At 68.1% G+C, this 26,118-nt stretch carries 24 protein-coding genes; 7 read left to right on the top strand and 17 right to left on the bottom strand.

Going from position 1 to position 26,118, the window contains the following annotated elements:
- Nucleotides 1-35: 35 nt before the first annotated feature.
- The 3 genes from plsY to U5N23_RS31175 are packed head-to-tail and all read right to left on the bottom strand — an operon-like array spanning nt 36 to nt 2,194.
- Nucleotides 36-689, bottom strand: a complete 654-nt coding sequence (gene plsY, locus U5N23_RS31185) for a glycerol-3-phosphate 1-O-acyltransferase PlsY (protein ID WP_322596543.1) — start codon at nt 687-689, stop codon at nt 36-38.
- Nucleotides 690-738: 49 nt separating this feature from the next.
- Nucleotides 739-1,230 carry an aminoacyl-tRNA deacylase gene (locus U5N23_RS31180; RefSeq protein WP_322596542.1) on the bottom strand — a complete coding sequence of 164 codons (492 nt, stop codon included), beginning with the start codon at nt 1,228-1,230 and terminating at the stop codon, nt 739-741.
- 25 nt (nt 1,231-1,255) lie between these two features.
- The gene (locus tag U5N23_RS31175) at nt 1,256-2,194 is read right to left on the bottom strand and encodes a LysR family transcriptional regulator (RefSeq protein WP_322596541.1); all 939 of its coding nucleotides are present in this window, start codon (nt 2,192-2,194) and stop codon (nt 1,256-1,258) included.
- Nucleotides 2,195-2,358: 164 nt separating this feature from the next.
- Between U5N23_RS31175 and U5N23_RS31170 the strand changes: the two genes are divergently transcribed.
- Nucleotides 2,359-3,351 (top strand): tripartite tricarboxylate transporter substrate binding protein, encoded by a 993-nt coding sequence (locus U5N23_RS31170; RefSeq protein ID WP_322596540.1) that lies wholly within the window; start codon nt 2,359-2,361, stop codon nt 3,349-3,351.
- A gap of 22 nt (nt 3,352-3,373) precedes the next feature.
- Nucleotides 3,374-4,807: a M20 family metallopeptidase gene (locus tag U5N23_RS31165; RefSeq protein WP_322596539.1), complete on the top strand. Its 1,434-nt coding sequence runs from the start codon at nt 3,374-3,376 to the stop codon at nt 4,805-4,807.
- 33 nt (nt 4,808-4,840) lie between these two features.
- On the opposite strand, the gene U5N23_RS31160 is transcribed toward U5N23_RS31165, so the two are convergent.
- From U5N23_RS31160 to U5N23_RS31145, 4 genes are read right to left on the bottom strand one after another with little or no spacing between them, the layout of a single operon-like run.
- Nucleotides 4,841-5,902: an aldo/keto reductase gene (locus U5N23_RS31160; protein WP_322596538.1), complete on the bottom strand. Its 1,062-nt coding sequence runs from the start codon at nt 5,900-5,902 to the stop codon at nt 4,841-4,843.
- A 56-nt stretch (nt 5,903-5,958) separates the two neighbouring features.
- Complete coding sequence (locus U5N23_RS31155) at nt 5,959-7,179, bottom strand: dienelactone hydrolase family protein (protein ID WP_322596537.1); 1,221 nt, start codon at nt 7,177-7,179, stop codon at nt 5,959-5,961.
- 36 nt (nt 7,180-7,215) lie between these two features.
- Nucleotides 7,216-8,760 (bottom strand): NAD(P)/FAD-dependent oxidoreductase, encoded by a 1,545-nt coding sequence (locus tag U5N23_RS31150; RefSeq protein WP_322596536.1) that lies wholly within the window; start codon nt 8,758-8,760, stop codon nt 7,216-7,218.
- A gap of 12 nt (nt 8,761-8,772) precedes the next feature.
- Nucleotides 8,773-9,573 (bottom strand): SDR family oxidoreductase, encoded by an 801-nt coding sequence (locus tag U5N23_RS31145; protein WP_322596535.1) that lies wholly within the window; start codon nt 9,571-9,573, stop codon nt 8,773-8,775.
- 412 nt (nt 9,574-9,985) lie between these two features.
- Between U5N23_RS31145 and U5N23_RS31140 the strand changes: the two genes are divergently transcribed.
- A complete protein-coding gene (locus U5N23_RS31140) occupies nt 9,986-11,023 on the top strand; it encodes an AraC family transcriptional regulator (RefSeq protein WP_322596534.1) in 1,038 nt (345 codons plus the stop codon).
- 7 nt (nt 11,024-11,030) lie between these two features.
- Here U5N23_RS31140 and U5N23_RS31135 read toward each other — a convergent pair whose 3' ends face one another.
- The 10 genes from U5N23_RS31135 to U5N23_RS31090 form a co-directional block, all read right to left on the bottom strand.
- Entirely contained in the window at nt 11,031-12,104 is a 1,074-nt protein-coding gene (locus U5N23_RS31135) for a CDP-6-deoxy-delta-3,4-glucoseen reductase (protein ID WP_322596533.1), read from the bottom strand.
- Between the two features lie 18 nt (nt 12,105-12,122).
- The gene (locus tag U5N23_RS31130; protein ID WP_322596532.1) at nt 12,123-12,842 is read right to left on the bottom strand and encodes an ABC transporter ATP-binding protein; all 720 of its coding nucleotides are present in this window, start codon (nt 12,840-12,842) and stop codon (nt 12,123-12,125) included.
- Nucleotides 12,839-13,597: an ABC transporter ATP-binding protein gene (locus U5N23_RS31125; protein ID WP_322596531.1), complete on the bottom strand. Its 759-nt coding sequence runs from the start codon at nt 13,595-13,597 to the stop codon at nt 12,839-12,841. Before U5N23_RS31125 ends, U5N23_RS31130 begins: the two co-directional genes overlap by 4 nt.
- The gene (locus U5N23_RS31120; RefSeq protein ID WP_322596530.1) at nt 13,594-14,586 is read right to left on the bottom strand and encodes a branched-chain amino acid ABC transporter permease; all 993 of its coding nucleotides are present in this window, start codon (nt 14,584-14,586) and stop codon (nt 13,594-13,596) included. The genes U5N23_RS31125 and U5N23_RS31120 overlap by 4 nt, the downstream gene beginning before the upstream one ends.
- 6 nt (nt 14,587-14,592) lie before the next feature.
- Nucleotides 14,593-15,513 (bottom strand): branched-chain amino acid ABC transporter permease, encoded by a 921-nt coding sequence (locus U5N23_RS31115; protein ID WP_322596529.1) that lies wholly within the window; start codon nt 15,511-15,513, stop codon nt 14,593-14,595.
- A 37-nt stretch (nt 15,514-15,550) separates the two neighbouring features.
- On the bottom strand, nt 15,551-16,756 hold the full coding sequence (locus U5N23_RS31110) for an ABC transporter substrate-binding protein (protein ID WP_322596528.1): 1,206 nt from the start codon (nt 16,754-16,756) through the stop codon (nt 15,551-15,553).
- A 64-nt stretch (nt 16,757-16,820) separates the two neighbouring features.
- A complete protein-coding gene (gene andAb, locus U5N23_RS31105) occupies nt 16,821-17,132 on the bottom strand; it encodes an anthranilate 1,2-dioxygenase ferredoxin subunit AndAb (protein WP_322596627.1) in 312 nt (103 codons plus the stop codon).
- Between the two features lie 86 nt (nt 17,133-17,218).
- Nucleotides 17,219-17,737, bottom strand: coding sequence for an anthranilate 1,2-dioxygenase small subunit AndAd (gene andAd / locus U5N23_RS31100; protein WP_322596527.1), 519 nt, complete (start codon nt 17,735-17,737; stop codon nt 17,219-17,221).
- A 13-nt stretch (nt 17,738-17,750) separates the two neighbouring features.
- Nucleotides 17,751-19,031 carry an anthranilate 1,2-dioxygenase large subunit AndAc gene (andAc, locus tag U5N23_RS31095; protein WP_322596526.1) on the bottom strand — a complete coding sequence of 427 codons (1,281 nt, stop codon included), beginning with the start codon at nt 19,029-19,031 and terminating at the stop codon, nt 17,751-17,753.
- Between the two features lie 196 nt (nt 19,032-19,227).
- Nucleotides 19,228-20,232: an AraC family transcriptional regulator gene (locus U5N23_RS31090; protein WP_322596525.1), complete on the bottom strand. Its 1,005-nt coding sequence runs from the start codon at nt 20,230-20,232 to the stop codon at nt 19,228-19,230.
- 198 nt (nt 20,233-20,430) lie between these two features.
- Here U5N23_RS31090 and U5N23_RS31085 point away from each other — a divergent pair, with 198 nt between their 5' ends.
- The 4 genes from U5N23_RS31085 to pepN all read left to right on the top strand — a co-directional run bounded on the left by U5N23_RS31085 (nt 20,431) and on the right by pepN (nt 26,107).
- Nucleotides 20,431-21,357, top strand: coding sequence for an alpha/beta hydrolase (locus U5N23_RS31085; protein WP_322596524.1), 927 nt, complete (start codon nt 20,431-20,433; stop codon nt 21,355-21,357).
- Between the two features lie 213 nt (nt 21,358-21,570).
- A protein-coding gene (gene prfB / locus U5N23_RS31080) for a peptide chain release factor 2 (RefSeq protein WP_322596523.1) occupies nt 21,571-22,675 on the top strand; the annotation gives its coding sequence in 2 pieces (ribosomal slippage) (nt 21,571-21,651 and nt 21,653-22,675; 1,104 coding nt in all).
- A complete protein-coding gene (locus tag U5N23_RS31075) occupies nt 22,675-23,409 on the top strand; it encodes an HAD family phosphatase (RefSeq protein ID WP_322596522.1) in 735 nt (244 codons plus the stop codon). Before prfB ends, U5N23_RS31075 begins: the two co-directional genes overlap by 1 nt.
- On the top strand, nt 23,393-26,107 hold the full coding sequence (pepN, locus tag U5N23_RS31070; RefSeq protein ID WP_322596521.1) for an aminopeptidase N: 2,715 nt from the start codon (nt 23,393-23,395) through the stop codon (nt 26,105-26,107). Before U5N23_RS31075 ends, pepN begins: the two co-directional genes overlap by 17 nt.
- Nucleotides 26,108-26,118: the final 11 nt, after the last annotated feature.

Here is a 26,118-nt window from a genome sequence, read left to right as displayed (position 1 = left end):
GTCTGTCCCCCTGCAACGCGGTGCAAGGGGCTCGTTCAGCCCTTGGCGCCCTTGGCCTTGACCACCTTGCTGCTGCCCAGGCGCGACTCCTTGCCCTCCAGCAGGCGCTTGATGTTCTCCTTGTGGCGCCAGGCCAGCAGCAGGGCCATCACGGCCATGGCTGCCGCAATGCGCCCATCGGCATTCCAGACCACGCCATCGGCCAGCAGGTAGTACACCGGCGCAAACACCGCCGCCACCAGCGAGGCCAGCGACGAATAGCGAAAGAAAAAGGCGATGATCACCCAGGTGACCGCCGTGGCCAGGCCCAGCCAGCCGCTCACGCCCAGCAGCACGCCCAGCGCCGTGGCCACGCCCTTGCCGCCTTCGAAACGAAAGAACACCGGCCACAGGTGGCCGAGGAAGGCGGCCAGGCCGACCAGGGCCATGGTGCCCTCCTCCATCCCGTAGGGCTTGCCAAACCAGGCCACCAGGGCCACGGGCAGCCAGCCCTTCACGGCATCGAGCACTAGGGTGACGACGGCCGCCACCTTGCTGCCCGAGCGCAGTACGTTGGTGGCACCAGGGTTCTTGCTGCCGTAGGTGCGCGGGTCGCGCATGCCCATGGCGCGCGTCACGATCACGGCAAACGACAGCGAGCCGAGCAAATAGGCCGCCAGGGTGGCGAGGAAGGGGTACACGGCGGTCAATTCAGCTCCTTGGGAAATGGGGTGCGCACGGCTCGCGTGCACAGGCCCGCTATTCTGCCAGCGCGCAGTGCACGGTCTGCGCACCGAGCAGTTGCACGCAGACCTGCGGGTCGATCTGCACCAGAAAGCCGCGCCGCCCGCCATTGATGGCGATGCGCGGCAAGTCGAGGATGCTGCCTTCGATGTACACCGGCATCTCGCGCCGCGTGCCAAAGGGCGAGGTGCCGCCCACCAGGTAGCCGCTGTGGCGGTTGGCGACCTCGGGGGCGCAGGGCTCGACCGACTTGGCGCCGATCTGGCGCGCCAGGTTCTTGGTGGAGACCTTGCGGTTGCCGTGCATCAGCACGATCAGGGGCTTGGCGTTCTGGTCCTGCATCACCAGGGTCTTGACCACGGTAAAGGGGTCGAGCCCCAGCACCTCGGCGCTGTGCAGGGCACCGCCGTGCTCCAGGTACTCGTAAGGGTGCTCGGTGAAGGCCACCTTGCGCGCCTTGAGCAACTGGGTGGCGGGGGTTTCGGAGACATGTTCTTTCTTGGCCATGGTGTGCCGATGGTACCCGCCCGAATCAAGCAGAGCGCCTGCGCCGCCCGACCTTGCGCTTGCCGTACTGCTCGATGGCAGCCACCAGCACCCCGGTGAATTCCTGCACCAGCGGCGGCTGCACGAGGCCGTCGAGCGCCAGCACCTGCAGGCGGCGCTGCTGCAATTGCACGTCCTCGAACGGGCGGGCGGCCAGCACGCCCTCCTCCACCCAGCGCGCGGCCGTGAGGTAGCTGGCCAGCGCCACGTCACGGGGGCCCAGCAGCGGCAGCAGGGCAGACGAGAAGTTGCTCACCACGGCCGGCGTGTAGCGCAGGCCCTGCAGCGTGCAGGAGAGGTCGAACAGCTGGCGCCCGGTGATGCCGGCCGTGCCCAGCAGCAGCGGGTAACGCACCACGTCGGCCACGCTCACCATGCGCTGCTGCGCCAGCGGATGGGCGGCCACGGTGATCGCGAACACCGGGGCAATGGCCGAGTGCAGCACCGCAAGGCCCTTCTCGGGCGCAACGCTGTACTTGAGGGCCAGGTCCGCATCGCCGCGCGCCAACTGCGCCGAGACCTCGTCGGGCACCCCCACATGCAGTTGCAGCTCTACCTCGGGATGCCTCTCGCGAAACTGCGCCATCACCAGCGGCATGAAGCCCGCCGCAAACCCCTCCGTGCAGGCCAGCCGCACGCGCCGTGCCTCCTGCGCTGCCAGGCCCTGCAACTGCTCCACCAACTGGGCCGACTCCTGCGCATGCGCGCCCGCATGCGCCAGCAGGCGCTCGCCTGCGGCCGTCAGGCGCATGCCACGCGGCTGCCGCTCGAACAGCGACACACCCAGCGAATCCTCCAGTTTTGCAAGCTGGCGGCTCACCGCCGATGCGGCCACATGCAGGCGCTGCGCGGCCTGGTTGACCGAGCCGGTGCGGGCCACCTCCAGGAAGTAGCGCAGGGGCAGGCTCAGCAGGGACAGGGACATGGGTGCGTTTCATTGCTTTCAAGGCAATGGGCAGTTGCTTATTCTCTAGGAATAGCAATGGTAAACCAGCATCGATCTTGCGTGCATCGAGGCTCCAATCAACCGATAGCCACGCCGCGCCCACCCCTGTGGTGCAAGGTCCGGCGCCCTACCCTGGAGCCCCCATGACACAACGCCTTCGTGCCTCCCTGCTTCTGGCAGCCCTTGCCAGCGTATTTGCCGCAGCACATGCCCAGACCACCCCTGCCGCCAAAGACCCCTGGCCCGAGCAGAGCGTGCGCCTGGTCGTTCCCTTCCCGCCCGGCGGCGGCACCGATGCGGTGGCGCGTGCGCTGGGCCAGAAGCTCGGCACCCGGCTGGGTACGCCCGTGGTGGTAGATAACAAGCCTGGCGCCTCGACCATCATCGGCACCGAGGCCGTGGTGCGTGCCAGGCCCGACGGCTACACCCTGCTGGTCTCGGGCTCCACCAGCTACTCGGTGAACCCTGCACTGCGCAGCAAGCTGCCCTACGACCCGGCCAAAGATCTGGTCCCGGTGGCCACCGTAGCCCGCGCGCCGCTGGTGATGGTGGTCAGCGCCAGTGCCCCCTACAAGGACTTCAACGCCCTGATAGCTGCCGCCAAGGCCGCGCCCAAATCCATCCACTACGCCACCTTCGGCTCCGGCTCGGGCCCGCACCTGGCGGGCGCGCTGCTGGAGCAGGCTGCGGGCATCCAGCTGCAGGGCGTGCCCTACCGCGGCAGCAGCCAGTCGCTGATGGCACTGATAGGCGGCGAGATCCAGCTGGGCATCGACACCGTGGCGGCTGCCGCACCGCAGATCCGCGCGGGCAAGCTGCGCGCCCTGGCCATCGCAGGCAAGAGCCGCTCCAGCATGCTGCCCGGCGTGCCCACGGTGGCCGAGCTCCAGTTGCCCGATGCGGCGTTCGACGCCTGGTACGCCATCGCCGCGCCGGCACGCACGCCGCTGCCCATCATCCGCCGGCTGGTGACCGAGGTCGAGGCCGTCACGCGCGACCCCGCCATACAGGAGCAGATGCGCGCCCAGGGCATGGAGCCCGTGCACCTGGGGCCCGTGGCCACGCGGGCCGTGATCGACGACGAGATCGGGCGCTACCGCGCCCTGGCCCACCGCGCCAAAATCATGGTGGAGTGATGACAGCATGACGACAACGACGATGAACCCATCCCGCGAACAACTGCTCGCCAACGTCCACCAGTACTTCGACGCCGGCCAGTTCGAGGCCGAGCTGCGCCGCCGCGTGGGCTGGCGCACCGAGAGCGACACCGGCCAGCCCGGCGCCCCGGCCCTGCGCCAGTACCTCACGGACGAGATCGTTCCCGGCCTCGAGCCCCTGGGCTTTGCCTGCGAGGTGCTGGACAACCCCGATGCACGCGGCGGCCCGGTGCTGCTGGCACGCCGCGTGGAATCGCCCGAGCTGCCCACGGTGCTCACCTACGGCCACGGCGACGTGGTCAACGGCCAGGACGCCAACTGGCGCGAAGGCCTCTCGCCCTGGGACCTGAAGATCGAAGGGGACCGCTGGTACGGCCGCGGCACGGCCGACAACAAAGGCCAGCACACGGTGGTGCTGGCCGCCCTGGCGCAGACCATCGCCGCCCGCCAGGGGCGCCTGGGCTACAACGTGACCCTGCTCATGGAGATGGGCGAGGAGGCCGGCTCGCCGGGCCTGGCCGCCTTCTGCCAGCAGCAGCGCGAGGCCCTCAGGGCCGATCTGTTCATCGCCAGCGACGGCCCGCGCGTGAATGCGGCGCGGCCCACGCTGTTTCTGGGTTCGCGCGGCGCCATCAATTTCTCGCTCAGGGTGCAAAGCCGGGCCAAGGCCTACCACTCGGGCAACTGGGGTGGCGTGCTGTCCAACCCCGCGACCGTGCTGGCCCATGCGGTGGCCAGCATGGTGGATGCCCATGGCCGCATGCTCGTGCCCGGCCTGCTGCCCCCGCCGCTGCCCGAGAAGCTGCGCACCGCCCTGAAAGACGTGGTGATCGGCGGCGGCGCCGACGACCCGGCCCTGACCCCGGGCTGGGGCGAACCGGGCCTGACCCCGGCCGAGCAGCTCGTGGGCTGGAACACGCTGGAGGTGCTGGCCCTGGGCGCAGGCCTGCCCGCACGGCCCGTCAACGCGATTCCCTCGAGCGCCGTGGCGCACTGCCAGCTGCGCTTCGTGGTGGGCACGGACTGGAGAAACGTGAAGGACATCGTGCGCGCCCACCTGGACGCACACGGCTTTGCCGACGTGGAGATCGAGCTCGGGATGCAGTGCGGCGCCACGCGCCTGGACCTGCACAACCCCTGGGTGGACTGGACGCTGGCCTCCATGCATGCCAGCGCGGGCGCACCCGCCACGCTGCTGCCCAACCTGGCGGGGTCGTTGCCCAACGACATCTTCGCCGACGACCTGGGCCTTCCCACTCTGTGGGTGCCGCACTCGTACCCGGCCTGTGCCCAGCACGCGCCCAACGAGCACCTGCTGGCCAGCGTGGCGCGCGAAGGCCTGGCCGTGATGGCCGGCCTGTTCTGGGACCTGGGCGAGCCCGGTGGCGTGCCCTGGAAGGAAGGCGCGCTGCCCGCCGAGCCCGCTGCGTCCTGACCACAGGGTGACGGCAGGGCCGTCACCCCGGGTTCACAGTGCCGGGTCGCGCAGCTCCAGGCGGATCGCGTCGATGGCCTTGAGCACCTCGGGCGACAGCGTCGTGCCCCAGGCGTTCAGGTCTTCTTCGAGCTGTGCCACCGAGGTCACGCCGATGATGGTGCTGGCCACCTGCCACTTGGTGTAGCAAAACGCCAGCGCCAGCTGCGTGGGCGTGAGGCCGTTTTCGCGCGCCAGCGCGTTGTAGCGGCGCGCGGCCACCAGCGACTCGGGGCGGCCCCAGCGCTGCTTGCGCACCGATTCGTACGACGAGATGCGCGCACCCTGGGGGGCGTCCGGGCCGGTGGTGCCGCTGTCGTCGTATTTGCCGGTCAGCAGGCCGAAGGCCAGGGGCGAGTAGGCCAGCAGCGACACATTCAGGCGGTGGCAGGTCTCGTCCAGCCCGTTTTCCCAGGTGCGGTTGACCAGGCAGTAGGGGTTCTGCACCGTGGCCACGCGCGGCAGGCCATGCTGCTCGGCCAGGCGCACGAATTCGTGCACGCCGTAGGGCGTCTCGTTCGAGAGGCCGACATAGCGCACCTTGCCCGCCTTGACCAGGCCGGCCAGGGCTCCCAACTGGGCGTGGATGGGCGTTTCCGAGGTTTCCTTGGCCGGGTCGTAGTACATGGTGCCGAAAGCCGGCACATGGCGCTCGGGCCAGTGGATCTGGTAAAGGTCGATCACGTCGGTCTGCAGGCGGCGCAGGCTGCCTTCGCAGGATGCGACGATGTCTTGGGGCGTCAGGCCCTTGCCTTCGCGCACCCAGGGCATGCCGCGCGAAGGGCCGGCCACCTTGGTGGCCACCACCAGCTTTTCGCGGGCGCCGGGGTTCTTCGCGAACCAGTTGCCGATGATGGTCTCGGTGGCACCAAAGGTCTCGGCCTTGGCGGGCACCGCGTACATCTCGGCGGTGTCGATGAAATTCACGCCCCGGGCCAGCGAGCGGCTGAGGATGGCGTGGGAATCGGATTCGTTGACCTGTTCACCAAAGGTCATGGTGCCCAGGCAAATGGGGGTGACGTGCAGATCGCTCTGACCGAGCTGGATGGTTTTCATGCGGACTCCGTTGGCAAGCCGCGCAGTTTACGGGTTGCCGGCAAAGTCTGCAGGCGTCACTGTGCCATCAGCCCATTCGACGGCAGCGTCTCGTCGAGCAGCTTGCGCGCCGTCTCCACCCCCGCCACGGGCAGGCCCTTGGGGTCAATCAAGCCCACCTGCACCAGCACGCTCGCCTGGTCCCAGTAGATGTGCTCGTGGTAGAGCTTGTCGCCGCGGAACTTCACCACCGCCAAGAGCGGTATCTCCACGCGCCGGCCCGTGGGCGCCACGCCGGGCAGCATCCAGGGGATCTCGGTGGTGTGGGTGAAGCTAAACAGCATTTCGTCGACCACCTGCGTGGCCCCGACGGTGCGCGAGATCGGCGTGAGGCTGGTATCGGGCGGGTTGCTGTTGACGAAGTGGCGCGTGTAGAAGTCGTGCAGGTGGCGATGGCCCACGCCGCCCGTCATGGTGGGGATGTGGTTCACGTAGGGCTCGGCCACCATGGTGGACATGGTGGCGTCCACGTCGCGCGTGGCGAACTCGTATTCGCAGTGCTTGTCCCACAGGGCCGACAGGTCGTAGTGCGGGCCCATGGCGCGCCGCAACGCGGCCACGCTGCGCTGGTGCGCCATGAGGGCCGAGGGCTTGTGGAAGTGGTCGCCACCCACGCGTGCAAACGCATGGTCGGTGCCGGGGTAGACGTACAGCTCCACGTTCTCGCGGCCCGACAGGGCCTGCAAGATGGCCTCGCGCGCGGGCGGTGGGCAAAAGCCATCGAGCTCGGCGATGTGCAGCACCAGGCGGCACTGGATGTCCGTGGCCTCGGCCAGCGCGGCCTCGATGCCCACGCCGTAGTAGCCCACCGCCACGTCGGCATCGGTGCGGCAGGCCGCCAGGTAGGCCAGCTTGCCGCCCAGGCAGAAGCCCAGCACACCCACCTTGCCGCCCTGCGTGCGGACTTCGGGGCGCGCACGCAGCGCCGAGATGGCCGTCTGCAGATCCTGCACGCCCTTGGCCTCGGCAAAGCCCTGGTAGAGACCAAAGGCACGCGGCATGTCGTTGGCGGCATCGAGCTCCACGGCCGGCTCCTGGCGCCAGAACAGGTCGGGCACCAGCACCACATAGCCTTCTTCGGCGTAGTAGTCGGCCACATCGCGCATGGTGGCGTTCACGCCGAATATCTCCTGCGCGAGCACCAGCCCCGGGCCGCTGCCGCTGGCGGGGGTGGCAAGGTAGGCGCGAAAGCTGCCGCTGCCGTCTGCGGCATCGAGCGTGGTCCATTGTCCTGGCATGGTGGGAGTCCTTGTGGTCTTGGGTTCGTGGGGGTCTCAGGAAGCGGTAGCACCGGGCACGGCATGCGGCGCGCCAGCAGGGGTGGGTGCACCCGCATGCCGCGCCAGCAACTGGCGGGTGACCACAGCATAGTCGGACGGGTCCACCGGCCCCAGCCACTGCTTGAAGCGCGTGAGCACGCCCAGGGGCAAACCCATGTCCTGCAGCAACTCGTCGATGTTGTGCACCGAGAACGGGATGATGTTGGTACCCTTGGAATGCTTGCCGTCGGTACGCTCCTCCATCCAGGCCAGGCGCCGGTCGATCTGCGCGTTCATCTGGTCCGGCGGTGGCAGCTGCAGCCCGCCACGCAGGTGGTTGGCCAGCCACAGGGCGCCGATCTCGCAGTTGAGCTGGCTGAAGAACGAGGAGTTGTAGCCGTTGAACGCCAGGCGCGGCATGCCCACCGGCAAAATCGAACGGTACAGGCGGAAGTTGCCGCGCGCATCGGTCACGCGCTGCAGCACGCTGCTGTCGAAGAAAGGCACCTGCTGGTGCCAGCCCGTGCCGCAGACCACGATGTCGGCGGGCACCGTCTCGCCAGTGCTCAACACGGCCTGGCCGGGCTGCAGCGTGCGGATGCTCACGCCCTTGCGCACACCCAATTCGCCGGCCGCCACCTTCTCGTAGAAGCCGTCGGTCACCAGGCTCACGGTGCTGCGCGCAATGGTTTCGAGCGGCGTGCCCGGGTGCAGGCCGATCTCGCGCAATTTGAGCTGGCGTGTGACCACCGATTCCACGCTGCCCAGCATGGAGTTGCGCACCGGCAGGCCCGGGCCGTGCAGGAATTTCTCGAAGCCCTTGGGCTCGATGTACTTGAACAGCGCCTCGCCCATGCGCGTGAGCAGCAGGAACTTGAAGTTCAGAACGTTCATGAACTTCTTCGGGATCTTCCAGATCAGTTGGCGCGCGAGCACCGTGGTGCTGGCGCTGTCGGCCGCGATGGCATTGGCCACGTCGCACGACGATTTGCCGTAGCCCACCACCAGCACATGCTTGCCGCGCGCCTCGCCCGCATCGTTGAACTGGCTGGTGTGGCACACGCGCCCGCCCGCAGCCACGAAGGCATCCGCGCCCGGGTACTGCGGCACGGCCGGTTCGCTGAAGATGCCGTTGCACACCACCAGGTAGTCGAAGCGGTGCACCTCGGCCGGCAGGGCGCCGCCCTGCCCGGTCGCTGCGCGGCGCGCCTTCACGGTCCATACGCCGGCCTCTTCATCGAGCACCGCGCTCTCCACGGTGGTGGACATGCGCAGGAATGGCACCAGGCCGAAGTGCTCGGCATACGAGTGCAGGTAGGCCTGCACCTGCTGGCCCGAAGGCCACTCGGGGTAGCTGGCCGGCATCGGAAAATCCGACAGCGCATAGGTGGTGCGCGGGTTCTGCGTGGTCAGGCCCGGGTAACGGCGCGAGGCAGCCCAGACGCCGCCCACGTCGGGCTCCTTCTCGAACACCGTCACCTCGAAGCCGAAGGCGCGCAGCACCTTGGCGGTGGAAAGGCCGGCAAAGCCGGCACCGATGATGCCTACGGTTCTGGTCATGGTGGCGCTCCTTCAGGACATGAGTTTGGGAATGGCAGGCTCATGCGACTCGGGCCCCATGGCCGAGTAGCCGCCGTCGCACGCATAGTCGGCACCGGTCACGAAGCTGGCCATGTCCGAGCACAGGAAGAGCACCACATTGGCCACCTCGGCCGGGTCGCCGACTCGGCGCAGCAGGTGGAAGGGTGCGGCCACGCGGTCGGTCTTGGCACGGTCGCCGCCGGTGAGCTGGTCCATGATGGCCGACCAGGTCCAGCCGGGCGAAACGCTGTTCACGCGCACGCCCTCGCCCGCCAGGTCCATGGCCATGCTGCGCGTGAGCTGCACCATGGCCGCCTTGCCCACGGGGTAGAGCCAGCGCCCGGTCTGCGCCACGCCCGAGGAGATGCTGGTGAAGTTGACCACCGCCCCGCCCCCGGCCTGTTGGAAGTGCGGTCGCACGGCCTTGAGCACCATCACCGCACTGACCAGGTTGACGTTGAGCGAGGCCAGCCAGTCCTCGCGCGGCGAGGCGATGCCATCGTCCAGGTACGAGCAGGCCAGGTTCACCAGGTAGTTCACCCCGCCGTGGCGCTGGGCGGCCAGGGCCACGCAGGCAGCCACCTGGGCGTCGTCGGTGATGTCGGTGCGGCTGAACAGCACTCCCTCACCCAGCCCGTCCGCCAAGGCCTGCCCGGCTTCGGCGTTGATGTCGGCCACCACCACCCGCACCCCAGCCTGGTGCAGGGCACGCACCACCCCGGCGCCGATGAGGGTGGCGCCCCCGGTCACGATCGCGCTCTTGCCGCGCATGCTGTCGAATCCCTGGACCATGCTGACTCCTGTGGCTTTTGCAATGACTGTTGCGGTGCAGCAGCGGTAACACGCCGTCACATCCGCCCCGTGCACCCGGGTGCTAACGCTCTTGCGCAGCACCCGGGGCCTGCACAAGAATAGGCAAGCAGCCCGCGCGTCCGCATCCCGAAAGCGCAGGGTGTATCCCGCAAACGCATGTTTTCGCGCCCCTGCCGTGGCGTGTTTCGTGCTTGCTGAGTGTTCTGTCCCGTAAATAGATGGCAAAAATAAAACCGATGGATTTCGCGCCAGGGCAAGGCGCAAACCGCAGCGATAGCCGTAGCTATCGCGAGGATTTGCAACGCAGCCCTGGCGTGAAAGACGCGGTTTTATCGGCATTTATTTGCGGGACAGGACACTAGAAGAACCAACACCCCACCGGCCGAAACGCATGCACCCCGCCCAGCAGAGCAGCACCGCGCTACCGCTGGAGCGCTTTCGCCTGTTCGACAGCCACGACCTGGACGAGGCGCGCGAGTTCGTGGGCCGCGTGTTCTGCCCGCACGAGCTGGCCACCGTGCACCGGGGCGCGCAGCTCGATGCCTGCCACCACAGCGTGCCACTGCACCGCGATGCCAGCCTGAACTATGTGCAGTACGGCCCGGCCGTGCGCATCGAGCCCGGCCACCTGGGCGGTTTCTACCTGCTGCAGATACCGCTGCGCGGTGGCGCCACGGTGCACTGCGGCGGCCAGGCGGTGGAGTCGCATGCGCTCATGGCCTCGCTGCCCTCGCCCACCGAGCCACTGTCCATGCGCTGGCACGAAGACAGCCCGCAGTTCATCGTCAAGATCGACCGCGCGGCCTTGCACACCCGCCTGTCGGCCCTGTTGCAGGCACCGGTGCAGCAGCCGCTGGTGTTCGAGCTGGGGGTGGACCTGGCCCAGCCCGCGCTCATGGGCATGGCCAGCTTCATCGCCTACCTGCGCTCGGCGGTGGAGACCAATGCCTTCCTGCTGGGCCACCCGGTGCTGGCCGAACAGGCCGAGAACCATCTGCTCACCAGCCTGCTGCTGTCCGCGCAACACAACCATTCACAGGCCCTGGCGGCCGGCACGGCCATGCCGGGGAGCGCACCCGTGGTGCTGCCGCGCGTGGTCAAGCGCGCGCAGGAGTTCATGCACAGCCGGCTGGAGCTGCCCATCACCCTGGCCGAGGTGTGCGCGCATGTGGGCGTGAGCGCCCGCTCGCTGCAACAGACCTTTGCCCAATGCACAGGCAAGAGCCCCATGGCCTTCCTGCGCGAGCTGCGGCTCGATGCCGCGCGCGCGGCACTGCAGCAGCCTGCCACGTCAGAACGCGCACCGCAGGTCTCGGACATTGCGGCGCGCTACGGCTTCTTTCACCTGGGTCACTTTGCCGAGGGCTACCGCCGACGCTTTGGCGAGACGCCTTCGGACACGCGCCAGCGGCACGGCCAGCCGCACTGAATCCGGCTCAACCCGGCTGCGCCACGAAGGCGTCGGCAAAGAACGCCGTGGGCCGCATGCCGGCCAGGGCTGCAAAATCGCGCCGCGCCGCATCCACCATGGCCGGAGCACCGCAGGCATACACCTCGTGCTGCGACAGATCCGCATGGTCCTGCAGCACGGCCTGGTGCACCCAGCCGGTACGGCCGGCCCAGGCATCGGCTTCGGGCGCATCCGACAGCACGGGCACATAGCTCAGGCGGCCCTGCAGGGCCTGCTCCCATTCCAGGCACAGGCCGTGCAGGTACAGGTCGGCCCGCGCACGGCCGCCCCAGTACAGATGCACGCGGCGCTCGCTGCCGGTGGCCAGCAGCTGCTCCACCAGGGCCTTCACGGGTGCAAAGCCGGTGCCGCTGGCCAGCAGGATGGCGGGCGCAAGAGACCCCTGGTCGTGCATCCCGAAGGTACCGAACGGCCCCTCGATTCGCAGCACGTCACGGGCTTTCAGCTTGCCGAACACCTGGTCGGTGAACAGGCCGCCCGGCAGATGGCGGATGTGCAGTTCCAGCAGTTCCTGCCCCTCACGGGCCCGCGTGGCCAGCGAGTAGCTGCGCCGGCGGTTGCCGGGCAGCAGCACGTCCACATACTGGCCTGCGGCGTAGTGCAGGCGCTGCTGGCCTGCCGGGGGCTGCAGCTGCACGCGCATGACATCGGGCGCCAGGCGCTCCATCGCCACCACGCGCACCGGCAGCTTGCGCACGGCGATACCGGGGATGTGGGGGATCTCGGCGCATTCGATGCGCAGGTCGCTTTCCGCCTGCGTGCAGCACAGCAGGTATACGCCCTGCCCGGCTTCGTCCGGCGCCAGGGCTGCAGGCTGCGCGCCGGGCAGGCACGCCGCCTTGCCACCGACCACCCGGGCACGGCAGGCGCCGCAGGTGCCGGTCTTGCACTGGTGCGGCAGCAAGATGCCCTGGCGCAGGGCGGCATCGAGCACGCTTTCACCCGCCGGGCTGGAGACGGTCTTGCCGGACGGCAGCAAGGTGATGGCGTGCATGGGCGCGTCGGCCACGGCTGCGCCGGCCTCTTCGGTCATCTGCATGGGGAAACCTTTGAGGGTCTAGACGGTGAGGTAGCGGGACCACAGGCTGCGGTCGGCATTGAGCGCGGCGGAATCACCCTGCCAGACCACGCGCCCGCGCTCCAGGATCACATGGCGGTCTGCCAAGCCCACCAGGCGGTGCACGTACTTGTCGACCACCAGGATGGTCTGACCGGCGGCCTTGAGCGTGGCCAGGCAGCGCCAGATCTGCTCGCGGATGACAGGGGCCAGGCCCTCGGTGGCCTCGTCCAGGATGAGCAGGCGCGGGTTGGTCGACAGCGCCCGGCCGATGGCCAGCATCTGCTGCTCGCCACCCGAGAGTTGGTTGCCCAGGTGGTTCTGGCGCTCCTGGAGGCGCGGGAACACGCCGTAGATGCGCTCGATGTCCCAGGCATCGCGCAGGCCGTTGCGGTGGTCGGCAAAGGCCAGCAGATGCTCGCGCACCGTGAGGTTGGGGAACACGTGGCGCCCCTCGGGCACGATGGCCAGGCCCAGGCGGGCGATGGCGTCGCTCTTGAGTTGGCCGGTGGCCTGGCCGGCAAAGCGGATTCCCCCGGCCGTGGGGCGCAGCGCACCCACCAGGGTCTTGATGGTGGTGCTCTTGCCCATGCCGTTGCGGCCGAGCAGGGACACCACCTCGCCTGCAGCGATGGCCAGGTCGATGCCGAAGAGCACCTGGCTCACGCCATAGCCAGCCTCCAGGCCCTGGCAGCTCAGCAAGGGTTCGGGCGCGCTCATGGGGTCGTCTCCAGGGTCTCGGTGCCCAGGTACACGGCCTGCACCTCGGCGTTGTTGCGGATCTCGTCGGGCGTGCCGGCAGTGAGCACCCGGCCATAGACCAGCACCGAGATGCGGTCGGCCAGGCGGAACACGGCCTCCATGTCATGCTCGATCAGCAGCACCGCCATGTCCTTGCGCAGGGTTTCGATGAGCTGCACCATCTGCAGCGATTCGTCCGGCCCCATGCCGGCCATGGGCTCGTCCAGCAGCAGCAGCTTGGGGGCCGAGGCCAGCGCCAGCGCCACATCCAGCGTGCGCTGCGCGCCATGCGGCAAGGCTCCGGCGGTCTCGCCCATGCTGGCTTGCAGCCCCACGCGCTCGGCGAGCCGGTCAGCGGCCTCGTACAGACCATGGGCCTGCGAACGCGGCTGCATGAAGCGAAAGCTCGACCCGCTGTGCGCCTGCACGGCCAGCAGCAGGTTGTCGCGCACGCTCTGCTGCGGAAAGACGCGCGTCACCTGAAAGCAGCGCGACAGCCCCTTGGCCACGCGGCGGTGCATGGGCAGCGCGGTGATGTCGGCGCCATCAAGCAGCACCCGCCCCGCGTCAGGCTGCAGCAGGCCCGAGATCTGGTTGACCAGTGTGGTCTTGCCCGCGCCGTTGGGGCCGATCAGGGCATGCACCTCGCCATGCGCCACCGAGAGATCCACATGGTCGGTGGCCAGCAGGCCGCCAAAGCGCTTGACCAGGCCCTGCACTTGAAAGAGGCTCATCGCGTAGCCCTCCTTGTGCGCAGGTCTGCCAGCGCGGCCAGGCCCTTGGGCGCATACAGCGCCGTGGCGATCAACAACACGCCCAGCGGCATGTGCCAGTAGTCGGTGTTGAGCTTGAGCACCTCTTCGAGCGCAAGCCAGACGGCTGCGCCCACCGGGCCACCCCAGCGCCGGCCCAGGCCGCCGATGACGACCATCACGATCAAGGTGGCCGATTGCGTCCAGTGCATCATCGACGGGCTCACGAAGCTGTTGCCCGTGGCCAGCAGCGCGCCCGCCAGGCCGGCAATGGCACCGGCCAGCGTGAAGGCCGCCAGTTGCAGCAGGTACACCGGGTAGCCCAGGGCGCGCATGCGGGTCTCGTTGTCGCGGATGCCCGCCAGCGCCGCACCGAAGCGCGAGGCCGTGGCCCGGTCCAGCCACCACAGCACCAGCGCCACCAGGGCCAGCACCACCCAGTACAGCGTGGGCTCGTGCATCACATCGAGGCCCAGGCCCAGCGTGGGCCGCAGGGGCAGGCTGTAGCCGTCGTCGCCGCCATAGCTGCGCAGCGAGACGAACACGAAGTACAGCATCTGCGCAAAGGCCAGCGTGATCATGATGAAGTACACGCCCTTGGTGCGCAGCGAGATGGCGCCCACCAGCGCCGCCAACAGCGCGGCAGCCGCCATGGCAGCGCCCCAGACGACCCAGGCCGAGGTGGCGCCTGCATCGCTGAGCACCACCACCGCATAGGCGCCCACGCCCACGAAGCCCGCATGCCCCAGCGCCACCATGCCGCCAAAGCCCATGATGAAGTTCAGGCTGGCGGCGGCCAGCGCCACCACCAGCACCCGGCGCACGAAGCCAATGTAGAAATCCAGGCCCAGGGCCGAAGCCACCAGCGGAAACAGCGCCAGAGCCACCAGCAAGGCCAGCGGCAGCACTGCGCCGCGCCAGGGCGGCACGGCGGAGTCCTCAGGCAGGTAAGAAGTCAGGGAAGCGGACATGGTGGCTCAGGCCTTGGCAGAAAACAGCCCCGCAGGGCGAAAGCTCAGCACCGCCGCCATCAGGGCGTACATGGCCACTTCGGCGCACAGCGGGCCCAGGTCGGCGGCCACGGCGGGCGGCAGGGTGGCGCGCAGCAGCAGCGGCAAGAAGGCGCGGCCGATGGTGTCCACCAGCCCCACCAGCAGCGCAGCCACGAAGGCCCCGCGCACCGAGCCGATGCCCCCGATGACGATGACCACCAGCGCCGGGATCAGGATGGCCTCGCCCATGCCCACCTGCACCGCCATCAGCGGGCCCATGAGGGCGCCTGCCAGGGCCGCCAGCGCCGCACCGAGCACGAAGATGCCGCTGAACACGCGCTTGACGCGCACCCCCATGAGCTCGGCCATCCACCGGTCCGAAGCCCCCGCACGCACCAGCATGCCCACACGGCTGTGGTTGACCAGCAGGTACAACAGGCCCGCCACCAGCACCCCGGCCGCCAGCACCACCAGCCGGTACGAGGGGTAAGGCAGGCCGGCGAACAGCTCCACCGGGCCCGACAGCAGGGCGGGCGTGGGCGCCATCACGGGCGACGGGCCCCATATCATCTTCACCGCATCGTCGGCCACGAGGATCACGCCGAAGGTGGCCAGCACCTGGGCCAGGTGGTCACGCCCGTAGAGGCGGCGCATCAGCGTCACCTCCAGCAGCACGGACACCAGCACCGTGGCGGCCATCGCCACCAGCACCGCCCCAGCGAACGAGCCGCTGTGCACGTGCACCGTGGCCGCCACGTAAGCGCCCACCATGAACAGCGAGCCGTGCGAGAGGTTCATCACGTCCATGATCCCGAAGACCAGGGTCAGGCCTGCGGCGATCAGGAAAAGCATGAGCCCGTAGCCCGCGCCGTTGAGCAGTTGTTCGATGACGAGGATCGGATTCATGGCGTGAAGGGGCTGCGCAGGGGCAATGGTGGCAAGGTCACTTCAGTGGGCACTGGGCGGAGAATGCGTCGCCGTAGTTTTCGAGCACCGTCTTGATGGTCTTGTTGGTCACGCGGCCCTCGGCGTTGTTGCCGATGGTGCGCAGGTAGAAGTTCTGCACCGGGTAGTGGTTGTTGGCATAGCGGAAGCTGCCGCGCACCGAGGGGAACTGCGCCTTGGCCAGGGCCTTGACCAGCGCATCGCGGTCGGCCACCTTGCCGCCCACGGCCTTGACGGCCGAGTCCATGGCGCTGATCACGTCGAAGGCCTGCGCGGCGTAGATGGAGGGGTAGCGCCCGCCATATTCCTTGCGGAAGGCGGCCACGAAGGCCTTGTTGGCCGCGTTGTCCAGGTCATGCGCCCAGTGCGAGGTGTTGAACAGGCCCAGCATGGGTTCGCCCACCGCGCCGATGATGTCCTCGTCGGCCGAGAAACCGCTGGTCACCAGCATGATGTCCTTGGACAGCCCGGCGCCCACGAACTGCTTGATGAAGTTGATGCCCATGGCACCGGGCAAAAAGAAGTACACGGCCTCGGGCTTGGCGGCGCGCAATTGCGCGAGCTCGGTCGCGTAGTCGATCTGGCCGACCTTGGTGTACATCTCGTCGACCACCGTGCCCTTGAACTTGCGCTTGAAGCCCGTCAGGCCATCCTTGCCGGCGGGGTAGTTGGGGGCGATGAGCACCATGCGGCCAAAGCCGCGGTCGGCCGCGAACTGACCCGCGGCCTCGTGGTACTGGTCGTTCTGGTAGGCGGTGCCGAAGAAGTAGGCATTGCACTGCGCGCCGGCCAACTGGCTCGGGCCGGCGTTGTTCGACAGGTAGGGCACCTTGGCCGCGAACAGCGTGGGCGCCACAGCCAGCGCCACGTTGGAGGCGATGGGCCCCGTGAACAGGTCGATCTTCTCGCGCTGCACAAAGCGGTCGACCAGTTGCTTGGCCTGGTCGGGGCTGCCGGCCATGTCGGTCTGCACGAACTCCACCGGCTGGCCGCCGAGCTTGCCACCGAGTTGCTTGATGGCCAGGTTGAAGCCATCGCGCGCATCGGCACCGGGGCCGGCGAACGGGCCCGAGATGTCGAGCGCCATGCCGACCTTGATGGGGCCCTGCTGGGCCGCCGCCGTGAAGCTTGCGCAGGCGGCCAGGGTGGCCAGGGCGGCTGCGCCCAGCCGGTTGCGAAGCGAGGTGCGGGAGAGTTGTGCCATCTTCAATCCTTATCCATCAACAAAAGGGAAAAACCAGAACCAAGAGCGCTGCGGGTGCGGAGGCTCAGAGCCCCACTTCGACCCGCCCTGCCACCACGCGCACCGGGAACGTGCGCACCGCTTCGGTGACAGGCGCCTTGCAAGGCGCCCCCGTGCGGATGTCGAAGGTGCCCTGATGCAAGGGGCATTCCACACAGCCGTCTTCCACCCAGCCGTCGGACAATTTGGCGGCGCCGTGGGTGCACAGGTCGTACAGGGCGAAGAGGCCCTCCCCATCGCGGAACACCGCCACGGGCAGGCCGTCCACCACCACGGGCCAGACGGCGCCGTCCGGAAAATCCTCGGGCTCGCCCACGTCGTGCCAGGCTGCCACCATTGCTGCTGCAGCAGCAGCAGCGTCGGCGGTGTCCACCGCGCCCTGTTCCAGTGCCTTGTCGGTCGTTGTCTGCATGGCGCTGGTCCTCAGATGGGCGTGGCCAGCAAGGTGGCCACGCGCGAGGTGTCGTAGACCACGCGCTTGCTGCGGTAACGCCATTCGCCTTCGTGCAGCACCACCTCGTCGAGGTAGGTGCCGGCCTGGTAGACGCTGGACTCGCCAGCCGTGCCGGTGATCACCACCACGTAGCTCGACTGCGTGTGCACCACGCCGTCCTTCACGGCCGTGATCACCAGCCCCGAGGTGCTGTGGCGGTACACGTGGTCTTCGAAGATGTTGGCGTTGCGCAGGGAGAGCACGCGGTCGCGCAGCATGCCGGCATTGCGGCAGTACATGATGGGTGCGGGAAAGCCGGCGTCGAAGTTCTCCTTGGGGATGATTTCGTAGCGGCCTTCCTCGACGAAGAAGCCGGGCCACTCTTCGAGGCGGTTGTTGTCCAGCGCGCTCACGTAGCGGTGCTGCAGCTCCAGCAGTTCGGTCCACAGCTGCAGGCGCTCCTGGCGGCTGATGCCGATGGGGGCGATGGGGGGTGTCATCGTGGTCATGGTGTGCGGTGCCTCAGTAGCCCATCAGTCCCTGGTAGCCCACCCAGAAGCGGCGGATCAGGTTCTCGGTGATCACGGTGTCCATCTGCTCGGGCGCCTCGCGCGCCATGGCGATGTAGGAGTGCTTGTCGCCGTCGCGCGCCGTGCCGCGCTGCACCAGCTCGGTGGCCTCGGTGTCTTCCATCGAGATGTAGCCCGCGGGGCCCACCAGGTTGGCCTGCAGCATGCGCAGCTCGCGCAGCTCGGGCGTGTCGTCGGCATAGCCGAAGAAATGGAACACCAGCTCGAAGTTTCCCGGCCCCTTGGGCAGCAACTGGCGCGCCACCAGCGTGTTGTGGATCTGCTGCACCACCAGCTGCGGAAAGATCGGCTGGATGTGGTTGGTGGTCATCTCATCGAACTCCTGGATCTGGCCGAGCAGCGCAGGCTCTTCGAGTTCGAAGCCTTCGTCCATGGAGCGGATGTTCTGCGCGCTGTAGGCGGCAGCGGTGTCCGTCTCCACCTCGGGCTTGGTCACGGTGATGATGCTGTGCAGGCCGTGGTTCGCATCGGGGATGGAGCGCGCCTTCATCCCCACGCGGAAGATGTTGAAGGTGGTGTGGAACAGGTGCAGCAGGCTGGCGTGGTAAGGGTCCTTGACGTTCTCGAAGTACAGCTTCCAGTTCGATTGGGAGTACTGGCGCGTGCAGCCCAGGTACTCGATGGGCTTGTGGAAGATGCGGTCGATCCACGGGCGCATCTGCTCGCCCAGGTACTCGGGCAGCGGCGGCGTCTCGTCGCTGAAGGTGGCGAACAGCAGGCCCTTGTAGCTGTCCACGCGCAGCTTCTGCAGGCCGTGCTCTTCGGTCTTGAAATCCTTGGGCATGCCGACCATGCCCTTCTGGCCGCGGCGAAACGGCACGCCCTGCAGGTCGCCGTTGGCGGCAAAGCTCCACTGGTGGTACACGCAGGTATGGCTGGCGGCGTTGCCGCGCTTTTCGCGGCACACCATGGCGCCGCGGTGAGCGCAGCGGTTGACCCAGCAGGCCAGCCCCTCGGCCGTGCGCGTAACGACTACAGGGGTATCGCCGACGAAGGTGGACTTGAAGTCGCCCAGGTCCGGGATCTCGGCCTCCAGCCCCAGAAAGCTCCACACCGGGCCGCGGAAGATGCGCTCCTGCTCGCGCTCGTACACCTCCTGCGAGCTGAACACCCGGTAGGGCACGCTGGAGCCATCGGGCTGCGGAAAATGCACCTGCCGCTGCGCCTTGAGCGAGACGGGCGGCGCAACAGCGACAACGGTGGTTTCGGACATGGGCAAGACCTCTTCGATTGGTATGCCTCCATGCTAGAAACCAGCGCCCTGCCCCGCTATCCAGTATTGGCAGACGCAGGTCAACGCCTGTCCGGTTCTGGCAAATTCAGGAAATAGGGAACGGATCGACGGCAGATGGCAGTCGCACCTGCCCACACGGTGCGGCGCCCGCAACAGGCTGAGGAAGTGGGAGGCTTCAGCTACCGGCAGTCTGGCTCGGTAGTTCGCCAAAGCGTTCGCGGTAATAGCTCGAAAAGCGCCCCAGATGGCCGAAGCCGAACTCCAGCGCCGCGTCGGTCACGCAGTGGCCGGGGCGCTCTTGCAGGCGTGCGCGCACCGCATCGAGCCGCATGTTGCGCAGCAGCGCCATGGGCGATTCGCCATGGTGGCGCTGGCACAGCATGTTCAGGCCGCGCACGCTGACACCGGCGGCACGCGCCAGGTCTTCGAGCGCCACGGGCGCGCACAGGCGGCTGCGCATGTAGGCATCGAGCCGGTCGAGGCGGCGCACATCCCCGTGGGTGGCCTGCAGAGGGCTGCCGGTGCCCCCGTCGAGCAGGGGCACCACGGGCGCCGCAGGCACCGGCACGCTCTGCGCGCACGAGGCCAGGAACAGCGCCACGTTGCTTTCCATGTGGTCCACCCAGCGCGCATGCGCGGTGCTTTCCACCACCTGCTGGCTGACGTGCAGCAGCGACTGCATGAGGAAGTGCCACTGCTGGCCCTGCCCTGCGCTCAGCGGCAGCAGCGGGTGCACGAAGGTCGAATCGCCCACCAGTGACTCGGGCGCCCAGGCGCGCAGCAACTGGCACGGCACCTTGAGGATGAGCTGGCGCGCGCCCTGCTGCCAGCGCATGTGCAGGTTGTGGCGCGGCGCGATCAGCGCGGCGGCGCCGGCGGGCAGGCGGATGGGCACGCCGTCGGACACCATCTCGGCCGTGCCCGAGAGCGACAGGTGCACCAGCACGAAGTCGTCGAAGGGGCGCGGGCGGATTTCAACCTCCGCACCGTATTGCAGCATGAACAGCTGCAGCTGGCGCACGCGCACCTTGGACAGCGAGGTGGCCACCGGCCCGCCGCACCATTTCAGCCCATGGTCCGAGAACTCGCGGGCCACCAGGTCATGGGAGTCCACCCGCAGGTCCGACGTGAAGACCTGGCGCTGCTGCAGCGCCGACAGATCCAGGGACAGGGCAGACATGGGAACCATCAGGCAGGACCTCGGCGTGGGTGGGGCGCGGCATGCGTCAAGGCATGCGGCTTTGATTTGCATCAAGCTCAGCAATTTCCATACCCATGGCCCGGCAGGCGCCAAGGCGACAACCCTGCGGCCACGGTCGCCGGGCTACCGACGTACCATAGCAGCACCGCCTGTTCACCCTTTCACCTCGCTTCCTCCATGTATTCCACCGTCCGCACCTCGCGCAGCGAGTTCGTCCCCATCCGCACCCTGAACTACCACGTCCGCCACTGGGGCGAGGTCTCGCTGGACAAGACCAGGACCCCGCTGGTCATGGTGCATGGCTGGATGGACGTGGGCGCCTCCTACCAGTTCGTGGTGGATGCTTTCTCGGCCGCCTTCGCCGATGGCCGGCACATCATCGCGCCCGACTGGCGCGGCTTCGGCCTGAGCAAGTTGCCCACGCCCTGCGACCACTACACCTTTCCCGACTACCTGGCCGACCTGGATCTGCTGCTCGACCACTACGTGGGCGACCAGCCCGTTGACCTGGTCGGCCACAGCATGGGCGGCAACGTGGCCATGATGTATGCGGGGGTGCGGCCCGAGCGCATCCGCCGCCTGGTCAACCTGGAGGGCTTCGGCATGCCCGCCACCAAACCCGACCAGGCGCCCAAGCGCTATGCCCAGTGGATCGACGAGATCAAGAAGCTGCAGACGGGCGACATGGCCCTCAAGGCCTACGACGGCGTGGACGGCGTGGCCCAGCGCCTGATGAAGACCAACCCGCGCCTGTCGCAGGACAAGGCCGACTGGCTGGCCCGGCACTGGGCCGAGCCGAATGGGGAGGGCCGCTGGGAGATCCTGGGCGACCCGGCGCACAAGATCACCAGCTCGCAGCTGTACCGGCTGGACGAAGCCCTGGCGCTGTACGAGCGCATTGCCGCCCCAGTGCTGGCCGTGGAGGCCAGCGACGACAGCCTGGGCCAGTGGTGGAAGGGCCGCTACGCCCTTCCTGAATACCACCAGCGCCTGACCCACGTGCGCGACTGCCGCACGGCCGTGGTGCAGGACGCCGCCCACATGCTGCACCATGACCAGCCCGAAGCGGTGGCGCGGTTGATCGAAGAGCACCTGTCTTCCTGATCGGTCCTGCGTACTGTTCTGAGGCTGTTTTCACGAGGGCAAGGGGCATTGCCGGCCCCCATGCCCATCCATGAGAAAATGGCAGATTCGGGCGATGCTGAACCACCCCGCCCCGGTGCGGGCCATCCCCTTGCGTGCGCACCCCAGCGCGGTGCACGCGGGACCTGTTCAGCCTTGTCACCCTCTACAGAACACACCTACCAGGACACCACCATGGACGCAGAACGCATCAACCTCATCGGCAACACCTTGAGCGACCTAACCGTGCGCACGCAAGAGTTACGGAGGTATCTTTGACTTCGATGCCAAATTCGAACGCCTGAGAACCGTCAACGCATCGCTCGAAGACCCCTCGGTCTGGAACGATCCGAAAAAAGCCCAGGAACTGGGCAAAGAGAAGAAGTCGCTGGACGGCGTGGTGCTCACGCTGGAAAAACTCACGCGCGAGCTGGCCGACAACACCGAGCTCTATGACATGAGCAAGGAAGACGGCGATGAAGACGGCCTCTTGACCATCGAGGCCGAGACCGCCAAGCTGCAGCCCGAGATCGAGCAGCTTGAGTTCCGCCGCATGTTCCGCCACGAGGCCGACCCGCTCAACTGCTTTGTCGACATCCAGGCCGGCGCCGGCGGCACCGAGGCCTGCGACTGGGCCGGCATGCTGCTGCGCCAGTACCTCAAGTACGCCGAACGCAAGGGCTTCAAGACCACGGTCGAGGAAGAAACCCCGGGCGACATCGCCGGCCTCAAGAGCGCCACGATCAAGGTCGAGGGCGAGTACGCCTACGGCCTGCTGCGCACCGAGACCGGCGTGCACCGCCTGGTGCGCAAGTCGCCGTTCGACTCGTCGGGCGGGCGCCACACCAGCTTTGCCAGCCTGTTCGTCTACCCCGAGATCGATGACTCGATCCAGATCGACATCAACCCGGCCGACGTGCGCACCGACACCTACCGCGCATCGGGCGCGGGCGGGCAGCACATCAACAAGACCGACTCGGCCGTGCGCCTGACCCACATCCCCACCGGCATCGTGGTGCAGTGCCAGGACGGCCGCAGCCAGCACGGCAACCGCGACATCGCCTGGCAGCGCCTGCGCTCGCGCCTGTACGACCACGAGATGCGCAAGCGCCAGGAAGAGCAGCAAAAGCTCGAGGACACCAAGACCGACGTGGGCTGGGGCCACCAGATCCGCAGCTACGTGCTGGACAACAGCCGCATCAAGGACCTGCGCACCGGGGTGGAAATCTCGGCCACGCAAAAGGTGCTGGACGGCGACCTGGACGCCTTCATCGAAGCCTCGCTCAAGCAGGGCGTGTGATGCAGCGCGACGCAGCAGCCGCCACCACCGTCGAAGCCACGGCCCCGCGCGGCAGCCCGATTGCCGTAGAGGCCTTCATCTTCGACATGGACGGCACGATGATCGACTCCATGCCCTGGCACGCCAAGGCCTGGGTCGAGTTCACGCGGCGCCGCGGCATGGCCATCGACGTGCCCGACCTGATGGCCCGCACCACGGGCCGCAATGGCACCGAGTGCATCCGCGAGCTGCTGCAGCGCGAGGTCGAGCAGGCCGAAGCCGACGCGCTCACGCGCGAGAAGGAAGACATCTACCGCGGGCTGTTCGGCCCCTCGTTTGCCGAGGTGGCGGGCTTTCGCGCATTTGCGGCAAACGCCTCGGTGCGCGGCCTCAAGCTGGCGGTGGGCACAGCGGGCGACATCCACAACGTGGCCTTCGCCATGTCGCGCCTTGGCATGGAGCCCGAGCCGCTGACCATCGTGCGCGGCGACGAGGGCCTGCCTGGCAAGCCCCAGCCAGCGATTTTTCTCGAAGCGGCGCGCCGCATCGGTGCCGCGCCCGAGCGCTGCATCGTGTTTGAAGACGCCCCCTTCGGCATCGAGGCCGCGCGCCGCGCGGGCATGCATGCCGTGGCCGTGTGCAGCACCCACAGCGCGCAGGAACTGGCGGGCCCGCATGTGCTGGCCGCCGTGCGTGACTACCACGAACTCATGAACACCGACTTTCTGGAGCGCATCCATGTTGCCATCGCCTAACGCAGACGCCAGCGGCGCGGGACCGGCCCTCGCCATCCGCCGCGAGGACTACACCGCCCCCGCCTACTGGATCGACAGCGTCGAGCTGACCTTCGACCTGGACCCCGCCAAGACGCGCGTGCTCAACCGCATGACGCTGCGCCGCAACCCCGACGTGGCCGAGCAGCCCCTGAAGCTCGACGGCGAGGACCTGAACCTGGCGCGCGTGCTGGTCAACGGCCAGGGCACCTCGTTCAAGATGGAGGGCTCGCGCCTGGTGCTGGAGAACCTGCCCACCGGCACGGATGCCTTCGCGCTCGAGATCTTCACCACCTGCTGCCCGGCCAAGAACACGCACCTGATGGGCCTTTACGTGAGCCAGGGCACCTTCTTCACGCAGTGCGAGGCCGAGGGTTTCCGGCGCATCACCTACTTCCTGGACCGCCCGGACGTGATGGCCAGCTACACCGTCACGCTGCGCGCCAACAAGGCCCAGTACCCGGTGCTGCTGTCCAACGGCAACCTGGTGGACAGCGGCGACCTGGAAGACGGCCGCCACTTCGCCCAATGGGTGGACCCGCACAAGAAGCCCTGCTACCTGTTCGCCCTGGTGGCGGGCAAGCTGGTGGCGCGCGAGCAGAAGATCCGCGCCCGCGCCGGCACCGACCACCTGCTGCAGGTCTACGTGCGCCCGGGCGACCTGGGCAAGACCGAGCACGCCATGAACTCGCTGATGGCCAGCGTGGCCTGGGACGAGGCGCGCTTTGGCCTGCCGCTGGACCTGGAGCGCTTCATGATCGTCGCCACCAGCGACTTCAACATGGGCGCCATGGAGAACAAGGGCCTGAACATCTTCAACACCAAGTATGTTCTGGCCAGCGAATCGACCGCGACCGACGTGGACTTCGCCAACATCGAGAGCGTGGTCGGCCACGAGTACTTCCACAACTGGACGGGCAACCGCGTCACCTGCCGCGACTGGTTCCAGCTGAGCCTGAAGGAAGGCCTCACCGTGTTCCGCGACCAGGAGTTCAGCCAGGACCTGGCCGGCAGCCCCTCGGCCCGTGCCGTCAAGCGCATCGAGGACGTGCGCGTGCTGCGCACCGCGCAGTTCCCCGAGGACGCGGGCCCCATGGCCCACCCGGTGCGGCCCGACAGCTACATCGAGATCAACAACTTCTACACCGTCACCATCTACGAAAAGGGTGCCGAGGTGGTGCGCATGATGCACACCCTGGTGGGCCGCGAAGGCTTTGCCAAGGGCATGAAACTGTATTTTGAGCGCTTTGACGGCCAGGCCGTGACCTGCGACGATTTCGCCCAGGCGATTGCCGATGCCAACCCCGCCAGCGACCTGGCGCGCCTGCTGCCCCAGTTCAAGCGCTGGTACAGCCAGGCCGGCACGCCCCGCGTGAAGGCCACGGGCAGCTACGATGCCACCGCGCGCACCTACACGCTGACCCTGGCGCAAAGCTGCGCCCCCACGCCCGGCCAGGCCGAGAAGCTGCCCTTCGTGATCCCCGTCGGCCTGGGCCTGCTCACGCACGACGGCGCCGCCCTGCCCCTGCAACTGCAGGGCGAAGACACGGCCGGCGCGCCATCGCGCACCGTGGTGCTGACCGAAGCCAGCCAGACCCTGGTGTTCACCGGGCTCGACGCCGAGCCCGTGCCCTCGCTGCTGCGCGATTTCAGCGCCCCCGTGGTGCTGGACATCGGCTACACCGACGAACAGCTGCTCACCCTGCTGGCCAACGACACCGATGCCTTCAACCGCTGGGAGGCCGGCCAGCGCCTGGCGCTGCGCACGGCCATCCATGCCATCACCGGCAGCGGCCCCGCCAGCGGCGACATCCTGCCCGCCGCCGTGGTCGATGCGCTGCGCAGCGTGCTGCGCAACCCGGCGCTGGATGCGGCGTTCAAGGAGCTGGTGCTGACCCTGCCGTCCGAGACCTACATCGCCGAACAGCTCGACGTGGTGGACCCGCAGCGCATCCACGCCGTGCGCGAAGGCATGCGCGCACAACTGGCCATGGCCTTGCAGGCCGACTGGGAATGGGCCTGGGAGCAGAACCAGGACACCGGCGGCTACAGCCCCGACCCGGTTTCGTCGGGCCGCCGCTCGCTCAGCGGCATGGCGCTGCACATGCTGTGCATCGCCGCCCAGCGCACGGGCGACGAGGTGTGGCCCGGCAAGGCCTACCAGCGCTTCAAGGTGGCCAGCAACATGACCGACCGCTTCAACGCGCTCACGGCCCTGGTGGCCAGCGGCAGTGCGCTGGCAGCGCCTGCACTGGCGCGCTTCCATGCCCTGTTCAAGGACGAGCCCCTGGTCATCGACAAGTGGTTTGCATTGCAGGCCGGCGCGCCCGACAAGGGCGGCAACGTGCTGCCTGCCGTGCGCCAGCTCATGCAGCACCCGGACTTCAGCCTCAAGAACCCGAACCGCGCGCGCAGCGTGATCTTCAGCTACTGCAGTGCCAACCCCGGCGCCTTCCACCGCACCGATGCGGCAGGCTATGTGTTCTGGAGCGACCGCGTGATCGAGCTCGACGCCATCAACCCGCAGGTGGCCGCCCGCCTGGCGCGCGCGCTCGACCGCTGGAAGAAGCTGGCCGAACCCTGGCGCACGGCGGCCCGCGAAGCCATCGCCCGCGTGGCCACGCGCCCGGACCTGAGCAACGACGTGCGCGAGGTGGTCACCCGCGCACTGGCCGACTGATCGCGCGCAGG

The organism is Acidovorax sp., from assembly GCF_034519795.1.
In the GTDB taxonomy this organism is placed as follows: Bacteria; Pseudomonadota; Gammaproteobacteria; order Burkholderiales; family Burkholderiaceae_C; genus Acidovorax.
Note: the sequence above shows the minus strand (reverse complement) of the source record. Positions and strands in the feature narration are given on the sequence as shown.

Coding starts and splice junctions, on each gene's coding strand:
- U5N23_RS31180 (WP_322596542.1), bottom strand. CDS start 1,230: ATGGCCAAGAAAGAACATGTCTCCGAAACCCCCGCCACCCAGTTGCTC.
- U5N23_RS31175 (WP_322596541.1), bottom strand. CDS start 2,194: ATGTCCCTGTCCCTGCTGAGCCTGCCCCTGCGCTACTTCCTGGAGGTG.
- U5N23_RS31170 (WP_322596540.1), top strand. CDS start 2,359: ATGACACAACGCCTTCGTGCCTCCCTGCTTCTGGCAGCCCTTGCCAGC.
- U5N23_RS31165 (WP_322596539.1), top strand. CDS start 3,374: ATGAACCCATCCCGCGAACAACTGCTCGCCAACGTCCACCAGTACTTC.
- U5N23_RS31160 (WP_322596538.1), bottom strand. CDS start 5,902: ATGAAAACCATCCAGCTCGGTCAGAGCGATCTGCACGTCACCCCCATT.
- U5N23_RS31155 (WP_322596537.1), bottom strand. CDS start 7,179: ATGCCAGGACAATGGACCACGCTCGATGCCGCAGACGGCAGCGGCAGC.
- U5N23_RS31150 (WP_322596536.1), bottom strand. CDS start 8,760: ATGACCAGAACCGTAGGCATCATCGGTGCCGGCTTTGCCGGCCTTTCC.
- U5N23_RS31145 (WP_322596535.1), bottom strand. CDS start 9,573: ATGGTCCAGGGATTCGACAGCATGCGCGGCAAGAGCGCGATCGTGACC.
- U5N23_RS31140 (WP_322596534.1), top strand. CDS start 9,986: ATGCACCCCGCCCAGCAGAGCAGCACCGCGCTACCGCTGGAGCGCTTT.
- U5N23_RS31135 (WP_322596533.1), bottom strand. CDS start 12,104: ATGCAGATGACCGAAGAGGCCGGCGCAGCCGTGGCCGACGCGCCCATG.
- U5N23_RS31130 (WP_322596532.1), bottom strand. CDS start 12,842: ATGAGCGCGCCCGAACCCTTGCTGAGCTGCCAGGGCCTGGAGGCTGGC.
- U5N23_RS31125 (WP_322596531.1), bottom strand. CDS start 13,597: ATGAGCCTCTTTCAAGTGCAGGGCCTGGTCAAGCGCTTTGGCGGCCTG.
- U5N23_RS31120 (WP_322596530.1), bottom strand. CDS start 14,586: ATGTCCGCTTCCCTGACTTCTTACCTGCCTGAGGACTCCGCCGTGCCG.
- U5N23_RS31115 (WP_322596529.1), bottom strand. CDS start 15,513: ATGAATCCGATCCTCGTCATCGAACAACTGCTCAACGGCGCGGGCTAC.
- U5N23_RS31110 (WP_322596528.1), bottom strand. CDS start 16,756: ATGGCACAACTCTCCCGCACCTCGCTTCGCAACCGGCTGGGCGCAGCC.
- andAb (WP_322596627.1), bottom strand. CDS start 17,132: ATGGTGGCAGCCTGGCACGACGTGGGCGAGCCCGAGGATTTTCCGGAC.
- andAd (WP_322596527.1), bottom strand. CDS start 17,737: ATGACCACGATGACACCCCCCATCGCCCCCATCGGCATCAGCCGCCAG.
- andAc (WP_322596526.1), bottom strand. CDS start 19,031: ATGTCCGAAACCACCGTTGTCGCTGTTGCGCCGCCCGTCTCGCTCAAG.
- U5N23_RS31090 (WP_322596525.1), bottom strand. CDS start 20,232: ATGTCTGCCCTGTCCCTGGATCTGTCGGCGCTGCAGCAGCGCCAGGTC.
- U5N23_RS31085 (WP_322596524.1), top strand. CDS start 20,431: ATGTATTCCACCGTCCGCACCTCGCGCAGCGAGTTCGTCCCCATCCGC.
- U5N23_RS31075 (WP_322596522.1), top strand. CDS start 22,675: ATGCAGCGCGACGCAGCAGCCGCCACCACCGTCGAAGCCACGGCCCCG.
- pepN (WP_322596521.1), top strand. CDS start 23,393: ATGTTGCCATCGCCTAACGCAGACGCCAGCGGCGCGGGACCGGCCCTC.